The sequence below is a fragment of the Arthrobacter sp. MDT2-34-1 genome (genome assembly GCF_059091365.1).
In genome coordinates this window covers 1,886,902-1,900,425 of the sequence record NZ_JBNHGO010000001.1, presented here as the reverse complement: position 1 = coordinate 1,900,425, position 13,524 = coordinate 1,886,902, and the positions used below count along the sequence as shown (strand labels likewise).

At 67.6% G+C, this 13,524-nt stretch carries 12 protein-coding genes and 1 pseudogene; 8 read left to right on the top strand and 5 right to left on the bottom strand.

Features of this window, described 5'->3' with window-relative positions:
- Positions 1–248 precede the first annotated feature (248 nt).
- Positions 249–1,751, top strand: a complete 1,503-nt coding sequence (locus AC5RVV_RS08855) for an alpha/beta hydrolase family protein (RefSeq protein WP_494000956.1) — start codon at positions 249–251, stop codon at positions 1,749–1,751.
- A 78-nt stretch (positions 1,752–1,829) separates the two neighbouring features.
- Here AC5RVV_RS08855 and AC5RVV_RS08850 read toward each other — a convergent pair.
- Positions 1,830–2,123, bottom strand: a pseudogene (locus AC5RVV_RS08850) (four-helix bundle copper-binding protein); the annotation flags it as partial.
- A 188-nt stretch (positions 2,124–2,311) separates the two neighbouring features.
- Here AC5RVV_RS08850 and AC5RVV_RS08845 point away from each other — a divergent pair.
- The 5 genes from AC5RVV_RS08845 to AC5RVV_RS08825 all read left to right on the top strand — a co-directional run bounded on the left by AC5RVV_RS08845 (position 2,312) and on the right by AC5RVV_RS08825 (position 7,588).
- Positions 2,312–2,662: a heavy-metal-associated domain-containing protein gene (locus AC5RVV_RS08845; protein WP_494000955.1), complete on the top strand. Its 351-nt coding sequence runs from the start codon at positions 2,312–2,314 to the stop codon at positions 2,660–2,662.
- 65 nt (positions 2,663–2,727) lie between these two features.
- Complete coding sequence (locus AC5RVV_RS08840; RefSeq protein WP_494000954.1) at positions 2,728–4,905, top strand: heavy metal translocating P-type ATPase; 2,178 nt, start codon at positions 2,728–2,730, stop codon at positions 4,903–4,905.
- A 203-nt stretch (positions 4,906–5,108) separates the two neighbouring features.
- Positions 5,109–5,474, top strand: a complete 366-nt coding sequence (locus AC5RVV_RS08835) for an ArsR/SmtB family transcription factor (protein ID WP_494000953.1) — start codon at positions 5,109–5,111, stop codon at positions 5,472–5,474.
- Positions 5,471–6,646 (top strand): cation diffusion facilitator family transporter, encoded by a 1,176-nt coding sequence (locus tag AC5RVV_RS08830; RefSeq protein WP_494000952.1) that lies wholly within the window; start codon positions 5,471–5,473, stop codon positions 6,644–6,646. The genes AC5RVV_RS08835 and AC5RVV_RS08830 overlap by 4 nt, the downstream gene beginning before the upstream one ends.
- 27 nt (positions 6,647–6,673) lie before the next feature.
- Positions 6,674–7,588 (top strand): alpha/beta hydrolase, encoded by a 915-nt coding sequence (locus tag AC5RVV_RS08825; protein ID WP_494000951.1) that lies wholly within the window; start codon positions 6,674–6,676, stop codon positions 7,586–7,588.
- 25 nt (positions 7,589–7,613) lie between these two features.
- On the opposite strand, the gene AC5RVV_RS08820 is transcribed toward AC5RVV_RS08825, so the two are convergent.
- The 4 genes from AC5RVV_RS08820 to AC5RVV_RS08805 form a co-directional block, all read right to left on the bottom strand.
- A complete protein-coding gene (locus AC5RVV_RS08820; RefSeq protein ID WP_494001312.1) occupies positions 7,614–8,627 on the bottom strand; it encodes an MsnO8 family LLM class oxidoreductase in 1,014 nt (337 codons plus the stop codon).
- A gap of 56 nt (positions 8,628–8,683) precedes the next feature.
- Positions 8,684–9,955 (bottom strand): N-acetylglucosamine-6-phosphate deacetylase, encoded by a 1,272-nt coding sequence (gene nagA / locus AC5RVV_RS08815; RefSeq protein ID WP_494000950.1) that lies wholly within the window; start codon positions 9,953–9,955, stop codon positions 8,684–8,686.
- Between the two features lie 14 nt (positions 9,956–9,969).
- On the bottom strand, positions 9,970–10,719 hold the full coding sequence (locus AC5RVV_RS08810) for a glucosamine-6-phosphate deaminase (RefSeq protein ID WP_494000949.1): 750 nt from the start codon (positions 10,717–10,719) through the stop codon (positions 9,970–9,972).
- Between the two features lie 249 nt (positions 10,720–10,968).
- Positions 10,969–12,066, bottom strand: a complete 1,098-nt coding sequence (locus AC5RVV_RS08805; RefSeq protein WP_494000948.1) for a DNA alkylation repair protein — start codon at positions 12,064–12,066, stop codon at positions 10,969–10,971.
- Between the two features lie 166 nt (positions 12,067–12,232).
- On the opposite strand from AC5RVV_RS08805, the gene AC5RVV_RS08800 reads away from it, so the two are divergent.
- Entirely contained in the window at positions 12,233–12,955 is a 723-nt protein-coding gene (locus AC5RVV_RS08800) for an alpha/beta fold hydrolase (RefSeq protein WP_494000947.1), read from the top strand.
- On the top strand, positions 12,952–13,482 hold the full coding sequence (locus AC5RVV_RS08795) for a YbaK/EbsC family protein (RefSeq protein WP_494000946.1): 531 nt from the start codon (positions 12,952–12,954) through the stop codon (positions 13,480–13,482). The genes AC5RVV_RS08800 and AC5RVV_RS08795 overlap by 4 nt, the downstream gene beginning before the upstream one ends.
- Positions 13,483–13,524 lie beyond the last annotated feature (42 nt).

Sequence of the window (13,524 nt, the reverse complement as noted above, 5' to 3'; positions counted from 1 at the left end):
CGCTGCCGACAGGACGGAGCGGTTCTGGCCGGTTTTTGCGAGCCAGCGTCTTTATGACGTTCGGCTAGAGCGGTTCGATAGCGGCAACTGGCACGCTTTGCCGAGATTCCTTACGGATGAGCCCTTACGTCCGATTGCATCCCTTAGCACCCGTGCCCGCATTCGCGCAGTGCGGCAGCACTATGAACGGATCCAGTTTGATGAAGGCCCTCATCCGCGCGCTTCTGGGAGCAGTCCTCGGGACGACTATGCTCGCATCAGCCCTGGTTGTCAGCACTCCGGCCCAAGCCGCGGCACCGCGCAGCGCGACCTACCAGACCTACACCGCTCCAAACGGTGTCAGCAGCAAATACCACGTCTACGCCAACGGCATCGATACGAAGAAGCCGGTCGGCGTCCTATTCGTCTTCCACGGCGACTACTCCTACCCGGCGCAGTCCTATGTCCACCACCCCAATGGGTCCATCATGAAGAAGATGGCGGCCGAGGCCGTCAAGAAGAACATGATCATGGTTCCCGTCATCACCCCCGACAAGAAGGGCGGCATCACTTGGTGGGAGGACACCGACCGCAACGGTGACTACTTCCGGGCCCTGGCCGGAACACTGATCGCCGGATACAAGCTCGATGCCCGCCGCATCTGGTTCCACGGCTACTCCGGCGGAGCCGAGTTCATCACCTATGAGCTCCTCACAGACCGCCAGGAGTGGATAAAGGGCGGCGGGGCCACCATCGTCGGCGGCGGCGGATACACGGGCATGGAGACAGCCGCTCCCGCGGCGGTGAAGAAGATGAAGCTGCACTGGATCTGCGGCAGCCGCGACGGACGCGGCGGCACCAGCCTGAAAACCTGGTCAGCCCTGGGCGCCGCCAAGAGCGCGGAGAAAAAATACAAGAGCCTCGGGTTCATCAATACGAAGATGACCATCCTCCCGGGTGTCACGCACTACACCTATGACATGCCGAAGTTGATCGCCAACGACCTGAAGGCCATGCCGGCCGCCGTCGCCCCAGCCAAGGCCAACTCCGGCGATGTCGCAGCCGTGGACTCCGCAGGCAAGCTCTACCTATACCCCTCAGCCAAGGGGAGGGACTTGAACAAGCGCTCCTACGTTTCGGCCGGATGGGGAGCAGCGCGAGCGGTGGAGATCGCCGACTGGAACGGCGACGGCATCCAGGACCTGATCGCCAACTGGAAGGACGGCCGGCTCACCGTCGACTACGGGCAGAAGAACGGTGGCTTCAAACGCTCCACTGTGGGCACGAGCGGATGGCAGCACAACACCATCCTCGTCACCAGGTGGAGGACCGCCGACAAGTACCCGGGCATCATCGCCAAGAACCGTGACGGCAAGCTGTACTCCTACGCGAATCCCGCCGGCACAAAGCCCGAGCGGCGGAAGTTGCTGAGCTCCGGCAACTGGAAGGGCATGGACGTGATGGCTCTGGACTTCGACGCGGACCAGAAGATGGATCTGATCGCCCGCACCGCGGCCGGGCAGTTGAAGCTCTACCGTTCCAACGGCAAAGGTAACCTCATCAGCGAGACCCGGAAGGTGATCGCCAAGTCAGGTTGGAATGCCATGACGCACCTGTCCGCTGTCGAGGATCATGTGACCGCCGGTCAGTCCGGCATCCTCGCCCGCGACAGGAAAGGCAACCTGCACTTTTACCCGGTCTCCTCGAAGAAAATCCAACAGCGAATCACTGTAGGTGTAGGCGGCTGGAACGGCCTGAAGATCGGCTCCTAGCTGGGAGTGCCCCGGGCCCCGAGTCCCGGGCCGGCGACAGGCGGCTGCCGCCTGCAGCGAGACAGGAGGTGGGCCGGCCTATTTGGAAGCGCCGCTTCCCAGCGAGGCCAAGAGTTCGTCACAGGCGCGTTCACACCGGCGGCAGGCCTCCGCGCAGACCTTGCAGTGTTCGTGCATCTCCGCGTGCTGCCCGCATTCGTCGGCGCACGCCTTGCAGGCAGTCCGGCAGGCCTCCAGAAGTGCCTTGGTGATATTGGCGTCGTAGCCGGTGTGGCGCGAGAGGACGCGGCCGGCGGCTGCGCAGATGTCGGCGCAGTCCAGATTGGTGCGGATGCACTTGGTGAGGTCGGCAACCATGTCCTCCGAAAGGCACATGTTACGTTACCTTGACAGATACCCCCGGGGGGTATAACTTCAGTCTCACCGGAACAAGCGTCACGAGCCCGACAGGGCTTCAACGCAGTGAAGGTCCTCACCGGCTTCGGCGGCGGAGCGTCATTCCAACGGTCTGGCGTTCCCACTTCCCGCAGCCAGCACCGATGATGTGTGAGGAGAACACCATGGCCGAGTCCCTAAACCGGGAACTGTCCCTGACCGCCAAGTCCGCCCAAGGATGCTCCTGCTGCGCCCCGACCGGCGTCTCGAAAGAACGGACCGCGCGCCGCGAGCCGGAGGCTTCGTCGATGGTGCCGGCCGTTCAGGCAGAGTACCGGGTGGCCGGCATGACCTGCGGACACTGCGCCTCCAGCGTTACGGACGCGTTGGGCGCTCTCGACGACGTGAGGGACGTTCAGGTCGCCCTCGTTCCCGGCGGCATTTCCACCGTCACCCTTCTGGCGGTATCGCTCGTCAGCGACTCCGCCGTTCGGTCGGCCATCGCCGACGCCGGCTACGAGCTTATTGCCTCTTGAAGATCAGGTTTCCCGCGAAGGGCCGCCCCGCCTTTGAAGGCAGGGGCGCCCGCGAAAGAAGAGCCATGAAAAGCGAGCATTCGCAGCACCTCGACAATTCCGGCCAGCACACCCAAGGACCTGGCCCGGAGCACCGGCATCAGGGCCAGGGTCCGATGATGACCGACCATGAAACGCACGGGCAGGCCATGCCGGACGTGCCCGCACATTCGGCGATGGACGAAGAACATGCCGTCCATACGCATGGCCAGCACGCCGGGCACAGCACGGCCATGTTCAAGAACAAGTTCTGGCTGTCCCTGGTCCTTGCGGTCCCGGTGGTGTTCTTCAGCCCGATGTTTGCCATGCTCCTGGGGTACACCGTTCCGGGGTTCCCAGGGGCGGCGTGGGTCCCGCCGGTACTTGGCACCATTATTTTCTTCTATGGCGGCACCCCCTTCCTGAAGGGCGCAATGAAGGAACTGCGGTCCCGGCAGCCGGGCATGATGCTGCTGATTGGGATGGCCATCACGGTCGCCTTCGCCGCCTCTTGGATCACGACCCTCGGCATCGGCGGGTTCGACCTGGACTTTTGGTGGGAACTGGCCCTGCTGATCGTGATCATGCTGTTGGGCCACTGGATGGAAATGCGTGCCCTGGGCTCCGCGCAGGGAGCGCTCGACGCGCTGGCTGCCCTGCTGCCGGACGAGGCGGACGTGGTCAACAGCGATGGAAGTGTCCGAACCGTGCCGGTCGGGTCCCTCGCCACCGGCGATATCGTGCTGGTGCGCTCAGGTGCCCGCGTGCCCGCAGACGGGCGGATCATCGACGGCGGGGCCGAGTTCGACGAATCGATGATCACCGGGGAATCCAAAGCCGTCGGCCGGGCGACCAACGATACGGTGGTGGCCGGTACGGTCGCCACGGACAACTCGGTGCGGGTCCAAATCACTGCCGTTGGCTCCGACACGGCGCTGGCGGGCATCCAACGCCTCGTGGCCGAGGCCCAGGCATCGTCGTCCCGGGCGCAGGCCCTGGCCGATCGGGCTGCTGCCCTGCTGTTCTACTTCGCGCTGGTGGCCGGCATCATCACCTTTGGCGCCTGGCTGCTGCTCGGAAGTCCTGACGAGGCCGTCGTTCGCACGGTGACCGTTCTGGTCATCGCCTGCCCGCATGCGCTGGGCCTCGCGATCCCGCTGGTCATCGCTATCTCCACCGAACGCGCCGCCCGCTCTGGCGTGCTGATCAAGAACCGCATCGCTCTGGAGCGGATGCGCACCATCGACGTCGTCCTGTTCGACAAGACCGGCACGCTGACCGAAGGCGAACACGCGGTCACCGCCGTCGCCGCAGTGGAGGGCGTGACTGAAGGCGAGCTGCTGGCCCTGGCTGCTGCCGCCGAATCCGACAGCGAACACCCCGTCGCCCGCGCGATCGTCCGGGCTGCCGCCGAACACGCCGAGGCGGCACGACTGGGTCTGACCGGCCGCAACTTCACCTCCAGCACTGGCCGGGGCGTGCGCGCCGTGGTGGGCGGGGCCGACATCTCCGTGGGCGGGCCGAACATGCTCCGGGAGTTGCATCTAGCCGAGGCGGCGGACGTAGCCCAAGAAACCTCGGCCTGGATGGATCGGGGTGCTGGTGTTCTGCACGTGGTCCGCGACGGCAAGATTATCGGGGCGCTGGCCCTGGAAGACAGGGTGCGTCCCGAGTCTCGGGCGGCAGTCAGGGCCTTGCAGGAGCGTGGGCTCAAGGTCGCCATGATCACCGGGGACGCCCGCCAGGTCGCAAACTCCGTGGGTCGCGATCTGGGCATCGACGAGGTCTTCGCCGAGGTCCTGCCGCAGGACAAGGACAAGAAGGTCACCGAACTGCAGCAACGCGGTCTGAAAGTGGCGATGGTCGGCGACGGCGTCAACGACTCGCCAGCTTTGGCCCGCTCCGAAGTGGGCATCGCCATCGGAGCCGGTACAGACGTGGCGATGGAATCTGCCGGCGTCGTGTTGGCGGGCAACGACCCCCGGTCCGTGCTGTCGATGATCGACCTGTCCCGGGCCAGCTACCGAAAGATGATTCAGAACCTGATCTGGGCTACCGGCTACAACATCATCGCCGTGCCGCTGGCCGCCGGTGTGCTTGCCTTCGCCGGAGTCGCCATCTCCCCGGCCATCGCGGCGATCCTGATGTCCGTTTCCACCATCGTGGTCGCCCTCAACGCCCAGGTGCTGCGGCGGATTGACCTGGACCCGGAGCGAATCCAGTAGCCAAAGCCTCTGCTTGCGCGGAAACGTGAAATAGGCCGAGCAGGAAGTGAAATAGGGTACCCGCAGGCCAAGGAACTGGCACAGACCATCATTGAAGACCAGGAAGGCGAAATCCAGGAAATGCAGGACCTCCTCGCCAGCCTCTGACCACTCTCCCGCGGTGAACCATTGCCGTCCGGGGCTGGTTGTGCAATTATCTGCGTATGCATGCAGGTAACAAGGGTTGCAGGCTCGACGTAGACAGCCAGTATGTTGAGCTGGCCGTCGAGGTCTTTGCGATGCTGGCCGACGCCACCCGCGTGCGCATCATCCTGGCCCTGCGGGATACGGAGCTGCCGGTGAACGAACTGGCCGAGACGGTGGGAAAGCCGCCGGCCGCGGTATCGCAGCATCTGGCGAAACTGCGCCTGGGACGCATCGTGGCGACGCGGCATGAGGGCACCAAGGTGTACTACCGGCTGGAGAACGAACATGCCCGGCAGTTGGTTGCCGATGCTGTTTTCCAGGCGGAGCACTCCCTCGGTGGTCTTCCGGCACATCACAGCACCCCCGGGCCGCAGGCATCATGAGCGCGCATCCGCAGGCCGGACACTCTTCAGCCGGAGAGGCAGGAGAGGCCGGAGAGGCCGGAGAGGGCGGAGAGGCCGCAGACGAGCACGGGCGCGACCACGGCGGTCACGGGCCCAGCGACGATGACCACGACCACGGCAACCACGGGCACGTCCACAGCCACGGCGAGCACCAGCACGGCCATGACCACGCTCATCCGAAGGGGCTAAAAGGGTTTTTTCACGGGCTTTTTGTCCCGCATAGCCACGACACCGCCGACTCCATCGACGATGCGCTGGAATCCAGTGCAAAGGGCATCCGCGCGGTAAAGCTGAGCCTGGCAGGGCTCGGCGCCACCGCCGTGCTGCAGCTGGTTGTCGTGGTGATCAGCGGCTCGGTCGCCCTGTTGGCCGACACGATCCATAATTTCTCCGATGCGCTGACCGCCATCCCGCTGTGGATCGCCTTCATCCTGGGGACGCGGCGGCCCACCCGCCGCTATACGTTTGGCTTCGGCCGGGCCGAGGACCTTGCCGGACTGTTCATCGTGGCCATGATCGCGCTTTCGGCCCTGGGCGCCGGCTGGCAGTCCAGTGACCGGCTGTTGAACCCGCAGCCCCTGCACAACCTGGGCTGGGTCCTCGCGGCAGGGCTCGTCGGTTTTGCCGGCAACGAGTTGGTGGCCATCTACCGGATCAGGGTCGGGCGGAGCATCGGCTCGGCCGCCTTGGTGGCCGACGGCATCCACGCCCGCACCGACGGCTTCACGTCGCTGGCCGTGGTTCTGGGTGTCATTGGGGTCTGGCTCGGTTTCCCGCTGGCCGACCCCATCGTTGGCCTGGTCATCACCGCCGCGATCATTGTCCTGCTCTGGGGCACCGCCCGGGACATCGGCCGCCGCCTGCTCGACGGTGTGGAGCCTGAGCTCGTCGACCGTGCCGAACAGATCCTGCTGGCCGAGAGCGAAGTCGAGGGACTGTCGGACGTGCGGCTTCGCTGGAATGGCCATCGGCTCAATGTTTCCGCCACGCTTGTGGTGGACCCGGCCATGAACATCGACAGTTACCATCTTCTCCGGCGACGACTGACCGCCGGACTCCGCGAGGCGCTTCCCGGAATCGGCTATCTGTCTTTGACGCCTACACCCGCCGAAGCCCTCCGCCCGGGCTCCGGGTTCAGCGGGCAGGCGTAAATGAGTGTCGGCGGGAAGGAGCAGGGCGTGGGTTTCACATCGGCCGACCGCAGGTACGAGCCCTACGTCCGTCCAATCGATCCGTCGGTGGAACGGCGCGCAGAAACCTGGGCCTGGCGCGGGTGGGACGTACACCTGGAACACGTCGGGGCCCCTGAAGCGCCGGTGCGGATGCTTCTGGTGCACGGCGGGGGAGGGAACGCTGCGGCCATGTGGCCCGTTGCGGCGCATCTGTCGCAACTGGGATCCGTCGTCACGCTCGTTGACCTTCCGGGCTATGGACGTACGCGTCCCCGCGGAAGCGTGCACATTTCGTACCAGGATTGGCAGCGGCTTCTGGCGGACCTTGCGGCGCGGATCGCCGACCAGAGGCCGCTGCTGCTCCTGGGCGCCAGTATGGGCGGCATGCTGGCGCTGGATGCGGCTGCCTTGAGCGGCAGGGGTGACCGGGTGATCGTGACGTGCCTGCTCGACGGCACCGACCCCGGCGTTCAATCGGCCGTCGTGCGTGCCCCGTGGATGGCCCGTCTCGCGGCGCCCTTCCTCAAGACCATCAGCGGGCCGCTTCAGCGGATACCTTTCCCGCTGCGGTGGGTCGCCCCGATGCGGAAGATTTCCAACGACCCTGGGCTATCCGCCCAGGTCCTGCGCGATCCGCGCGGCGGGGGAGGCTCCATGCCGCTGAGTTGGTTCCGGTCGTTCCTGGAGGCCGGCCCGGCAGTGCCGCCGGAGTCATACGGCGGACCGCCCGTCCTGCTGGTCCATCCGGGCGAGGATCGGTGGACCCCCTCAGGGATCAGCAGCCGGTTCCTGAGCCGGCTTGCCGGGAACCATCGGCTGGTCGAACTCGAGGGATGCGGTCATTTTCCAGTGGAAGAACCGGGGTTCCAGAACTTCCTCGACGTCGTCCGCGTGGAAGTCGAAACCGTGTCCGGAGCCTGACCCGCACCCGCCGCCGCCGGGCGGTTCACCTGAGCGATCGGCCGAGGCCTAACAGCGCGGCAAGCCGCCGGTCGGTGTCGGCCAGCGCGGCCGTATCGAAGGTGTTGGTGGTGACCATGAGCTCGTCGGCACCGGTCACCTCCAGCAAGCGTCCGAGCCGCCGGCCCACCTGGTCGGCGGTTCCGTGCACCGAGGCGGCCAGGGATTCGGCCACCAGGCGCTCCTGCCGGGAGGTCATCGGAGCTGACCGGACGGAGTCGGCGGGCGCCAGCGGCGGAAATTCCCCGCGGGTGCGTGACTGCGCCATTGCCCACGCCTCGGGCAGCAGCAGGTCCCGCGCCTCGTCGGCGGTTTCGGCAACGGCCACGGCCACGGAGGCGATGACGTACGGTTCGGGGCAAGAGGCGGAGGGCCGAAAATTTTTCCGGTAGCGCCCCAGAACTCCGCGGGCCAGTTCCGGATTGCTACCGGTAAAGGCAGGACCGCCCACCACGACGGCGAGGCCGGCCTGGGCGGCAAACTCCACCCCCTTGCCGGTGGCCAACACGAAAAGGGGCGTCGCACCGCCGTCGTCCGGGCGGGCAGTGACGGGGGCGCTGCCGTCGAGATAGGCCATGAGTTCTGCCAGGTCCTCGCCGAAGCGGTCCGCGGCGTTCTTCTCCTGCCGCAGCGCGGAGCGTACCGCCGGCGTGAATCCGACCGAACGTCCTATCCCGAGATCGATCCGGCCGGGAAAAAGTGCCTGCAGGGTGGCGGCCTGTTCGGCCACCACCAGCGGTTGGTGGTTGGGCAGCATCACTCCGCCGGAGCCGACGCGGATGCGTTCGGTCTGCGATGCCACCGCGGCCATCAGCACCGTCGGAGCCGAACCGGCGATCCCCGCCACACCGTGGTGCTCGGCCACCCAGAAGCGGTGGTAGCCCAACTGCTCGGCATGCCGGGCCCGGCAGATGGTGGCGCCCAGGGCCGCCGACGCCGAGGTGCCCTCACGGGCGTTGGCGCGGTCCAGGATGGAGACCGGAAGGGAGGCAGGCTGCATACCAGTCACAACGTGGCCGGCAGGCTGGTATTCCATCCGCGCCGGTCCCGCCGCGCTCAGTGACGGTTCAGCCACCGGCCCCGGCGCATGACGCCGGTGACCGCCAGGGCTTCATCGATGATCACGAGGTCGGCCAACCTGCCGTGAGCGAGGGTGCCGACGCTGCCGGCCAGGCCGATGGTCCGGGCCGGGACCACGGTGGCTGACCGGAGGGCCCGGTCGAAGGGCACTCCGGCCTCGACGGCGTTCCGCACCACGTCCATCATGCCGGCGGTGCCCCCGGCGATGGCTCCGGAGGCCAGGCGGGCCACTCCCGCGTGCACCCGCGTCTCCGCCGGTCCCAGGGAGTACACGCCGTCGGATAATCCGGCGGCCGCCATTGAATCGGTGACCAAGGCGATGTTGTCGGCGCCCAGCAGTTCGAACATGGTCACGACGAGGTCGGGGTGCAGATGGATGTTGTCCGCGATGAGCTCCACGACGGCGTCGCCGGCCCGGGCGGCCCGGAGGCACGCGCTCACGGCGCCGGGGGAGCGGTGGTGCAGCGGCTCCATTCCGTTGAACAGGTGCGTCACCGTGGGCACCGCCGGCCCCTCGCCAGACCTCCGGGCGAGGGCAGTCCGTGCGTGGCGCAGGGAGCCGGCCGCGACCGCGGTCTCCGCCGCCGTGTGTCCCAGCGAGGGGACCACGCCGTGGCCGGCGAGCAGTTCCACGAGTTCGTCGGCGCCGGGCAGCTCCGGCGCGTACGTCATGGTGCGCAGGAAGCCGCGGCCGCCAGCGAGCAGCTCCCGTGCCAGGCCGATGTCCGGTTCCAGCAGCCAGCGCGGGTCCTGGGCGCCGCAGCGTGCAGGTGACAGGAACGGCCCCTCCACGTGGATGCCCGCTATCTCGCCGTCGGCGGCGATCCGCGCGAGGATGTCGAGTCCGCCGAGCAGATCCCGGGGCGGAGCGGTCACCAGGCTCGCCAGCAGGGTGGTGGTGCCAACAGCATGGATGCCGGCCGCCGCGCGGCGCGCGTCCGCTTCGGGGGCGGTGGTGAAATCGACGCCGAAGGCACCGTGGCAGTGCAGGTCGACCAACCCGGGGATCACCCGCTGGCCGGCGGGAACGTCCACGACGGTGTCCGCCTCGCCAGGCGGCAGGGCCTCCGCCGGGCCGACGTAGCTGATCTCCGCGCCGGACACCGCAACGGCTCCGTCCCGCAGTTCAACCTCGCCAGTGTGGATTCTGCCCCTGAGGATTGTCCGGCCGCCCGGCAGCGGAACCCGTTCCGCTTCGCGGAACGGGCCGGGGGAGCCGTTGGTGCTGCCGGCGCCGTGGCGTGTCATGGCGGAATCGAGGCCTATCCGGCGGAAAACCGGGAGCCTGCCTCGACATCCGTGAGGACGGTGACGTCCGGGTGCAGCTGGAGCACCGAGGCCGGGCAGTCGGGGTCGATGGGCCCGGTTAGCGCCCGGTGAAGGATGTCAGCCTTGTCCCGGCCCTGCACCATCAACAGCAGCCGCCTGGCATCCAGGATGGTCCCCAGGCCCTGCGTGATGCAGCGGGTGGGGACGTCGTCGAGCGACGGGAAGAACCGGGCATTGGCCCGGCGCGTCGTCATCGTCAGCTCCTCGACCCGGGTCCGGGAATCCAGCGCCGAGCCGGGTTCGTTGAAGGCAAGGTGGCCGTTGTGGCCGATGCCCAAAATCTGCAGGTCGATTCCGCCCGCCGACGCGATGGCCGCTTCATAGTCCGCTGCCGCCCGGTCCACATCGGCCCGGTCGGCGTCCGGCAGCAGGACCGACGCCCGGTCGAGCCCCAGCGGGCGGATCACTTCCCGGTCGATCACCTGCGCGTAGCTCTCCGGGTGCCCGGCCGGAAGTCCCACGTATTCGTCCAGCGCGAACCAGCGGACCCCGGACAGATTGAGTCGGCGCCGTGCCAAGGACTGATACAGCGGCAGCGGCGATGACCCGGTGGCCAGCCCGATGACGGCGCGGGGCAGCTCTTCGACGAGGTCGGCGACGATGTCGGCGGCCAACGCGCCGATGTCTTCAGCGCCGTGGTGCGAAACCTGGAGCTTGCGTTCCTGCTCGGCCAGCGGGTTCATAGGAGTCCTGTCTGTCGGATGAGTCCGCCCGGACGGATGCGCGCCGCGCTGCACGTGCTTTGCGGCAAGGGCAAGTCAAACTTCATGCGCTTTTCCTTGTGGGACGGGTCGGAGCCTCCGGGTGTGCCGTCAGGGCCTGCACCCCGGAGAAACGTTGGAGCAAGATTACCGGATGCCACCGGCCCAAGCCGGTAGATGCGGGCGCACCATGCCGAGAGCGAATTCCAACGTGTGCGCACGGCGCATGTGTCAGAGCACGACGTCGAAGCCCGCCTCGGGCGACAGCGTGCCGTTGGCCTGCACTTGGACGAGGTGCCGGCCGGGGTAATGCACGCGCGTGGTCATCTGGCGGAAGGCGTGGGCTTTGCGGAACTGCCGGGCCTCGCCCGCGGCGAGGTCGGCCACCGCCAGCTTGAAGACCTTCGGAGCCAGCGAACCGTTGGCCTTGACGTAGCGGACCACATAGTCCACCGCAACCCGAGCCGGGGTGGCCGCTTCATTGCGGATCTCGACGGCGAAGCCGAGCTCCCCGGGCAGGTGGACAGTGTCCCGGTCGAGTTGCGGGACGGCCACCGAGAGGGCGTCGGAGGTGTAACCCAGCGCTGCGAGGGCACCGGGGTGGGCCTTCTTCACGAGCGTGCGCAGCCCGTGCCGTACGACCCGGGCGGTGTGGGCACCCGGCGCGGCGTTCCACCGGGCCGCGGTCGCCACCACGTCCTCCGGGGCGTGGCGCGAGACATCGTTCAGGTGGTTGGCCACCGAGCGGCGGACGGCGCCGCTCTCGTCCTGGAACAGCTCGTCGAGGATCGGCAAGGTGGCCGCCGGCCGGGCGACGATACCGGGAACCCGGACGGCCCACGGCAGGTACGGCCGCGTCCCTTCGCTGGCCAGCCGCCGCACCTGGTCATCCGGGTGGGCCGTCCAGTCCCGGATGATTCCCAGCGCCCGGTCCAGGTCTCGGATCAACAGCCGGCGGATGGCGAACTCGCTCGTCATCCGCGGAGTCAGTTCCGCGAGCAGCGCCATCGCGTCGTCGAAGGCCCGCTGACTCCCGTCTTCCAAGGCGCGGGTCACGGCCGCCTCACCCACCGGCCAGAGCATCCAGCCGGTGAAGGCGCCGTCGTCCAGCGCCGCGCGGATCACGGCGGCGGCCGGTTCGTAACCGGCAGCCAGGTCGACGAGGAGCGCTTCCGCCAGCACGTCGGCGCGGGCCCGCAGGGGCAGCGGCTCAAGCCGACCTCCCGCTTCCCGAAGCGCCGGCCACGCAGATTGGTCACCGGTTCCGGCCAGGCAAGTGCCCAGTTGCTCGACGGCGGCCGGCCCCAGCAGGTCGTTCATGATTCCCATGCGGTCCTCCGGGTCGGGCCAATAAGCTTTCCGAAGCCAGCCTATGGCTCTTCGGGCAGGCGGGCCGCCGCCGTGCTCCTCCGTGTGCCGTCTCAGGGACCGTGGCTGTCCTGAATTCCGCCTCAAGGGTGTTCGGGGTCACGGTCGGGCACTAGAGTCACCTGACATGGACATCATCCTGGTACCCGGATTCTGGTTGGACGCATCCTCGTGGGCGGAGGTGACCCCGCCGTTGGTCTCCGCCGGGCACCGGGTACACCCGCTGACCCTGCCCGGACTGGAAGCGCCGGATGCGCCGCGCGCGGGGATCGGACTGCGCGACCACATCGACGCGACCGTCAAGGCAGTGGACGGCTTGGACGGGCCGGTGGCCCTCGTGGGCCACTCCGGCGGCGGGGCCATCATCCACGGCGTGGTGGACCAGCGGCCGGACAGGATCGCCCGTGCCGTCTACGTGGACAGCGGCCCGCTGGGCGAAGGCGGCGTGATTAATGACGAGCTGCCCGCCGAAGGGGACGAGGTGCCGTTGCCGGACTGGAGCCTCTTCGAGGAGGAAGACCTGGTGGACCTCGACGAGGAGCTCCGCGCCGCGTTCCGTGCCCGGGCCATCCCGCAGCCAAGGGGCGTCGCCTCCGATCCGCAGCACCTCTTTGACGAGCGGCGTTTTAACGTGCCGGTCACGATGATCACCTGCGAGTTCACGCCCGAACAGTTGCAGGGCTGGATCGACGCCGGCGCACTTCAGGTGGTTGAACTGGCCAGAATCCGGGACGTGGAGTACGTGCACCTGCCCACGGGGCACTGGCCTCAGTTCACCAAACCGGCCGAGCTCGGCGAAGCCATCCTGGCCGCCGTGACCAAGACCGTTGAGGCAACCGGGGCGCAGTGAGCACGGCCAAACTGCTGCCCGCCGTCGAGGCAGCGCTCGCCGGGAACGGGCTCGCTTACGAGGTCCTCGACTGCGACCCGGATCTGGCGGACACGGCGGCGTTTTGTGCGCATTACGGCTTCGCCCTGGAGCAGTCGGCCAACACCATCTTGGTGGCGTCGAAAAAGGTGGAACCGGCCAGGTACGCGGTGTGCGTGGTGCTGGGGACCGCCCGGCTGGATGTGAACAAGACGGTCCGCGAACTGATGGGCGTCAAGCGCGCGTCCTTCGCCGACGCGGAGACCACGCAGGCGGTGACCGGCATGGAGATTGGGGGAGTGACAGCCGTCGGGACCTCCGGCCACCCGATCTACATCGACGCGGCCGTGCTGGACCATGAACGCGTGGTGATGGGCGGCGGCAACCGCTCCAGCAAGCTGCTGCTCAAGCCGGAGGAGCTGGCCAAGCTGCCCCTCGCCGTCGTGATTGAAGGGCTGGCGAAGCCCGGCGTGCCGCTCAGCGCCACCGACAGTTCAGGGAACGGGTAGCAGAGGCTTCCCTAATCTTGGCTTGCCTTACCTTGCTGGCGG